The sequence below is a fragment of the Dellaglioa sp. CoH-56-MRSF-10 genome, assembly GCF_056782175.1.
Map to the genome: position 1 here is coordinate 1 of NZ_JBXAYF010000145.1, position 247 is coordinate 247.

Genomic DNA, 247 nt, shown 5'->3' on the forward strand with positions numbered 1-247 from the left:
GTGCGTCCTGAGCATCGACACTCGCGTATAGGAACTGCGTGCTCGACTCGAACCGCACATGGTTTTCGAGTTCTTGGGCCACCGCCTGCCGCGCATGATTGAATGCGTCAGGCGCATGCTCAGCCGCTATCTCAGTCAGAAGCGCGAGCACGCGCCGCGTCTGATCCCGAACCTTTGTTTTCAGTTCTCCTATCTGTTGAACTGTGCGGGCGTACGCGTCGCCCTTGCGGTCCGGAAACTGTAGAGC

The 247-nt window shown here is 59.1% G+C and carries 1 protein-coding gene; it reads right to left on the reverse strand.

What is annotated here, in order from left to right; all coding sequences use genetic code 11:
• Window positions 1–247 (reverse strand): hypothetical protein (locus AC1RP4_RS08105; RefSeq protein ID WP_481763294.1); only part of this gene is annotated, 247 nt, incomplete at both ends.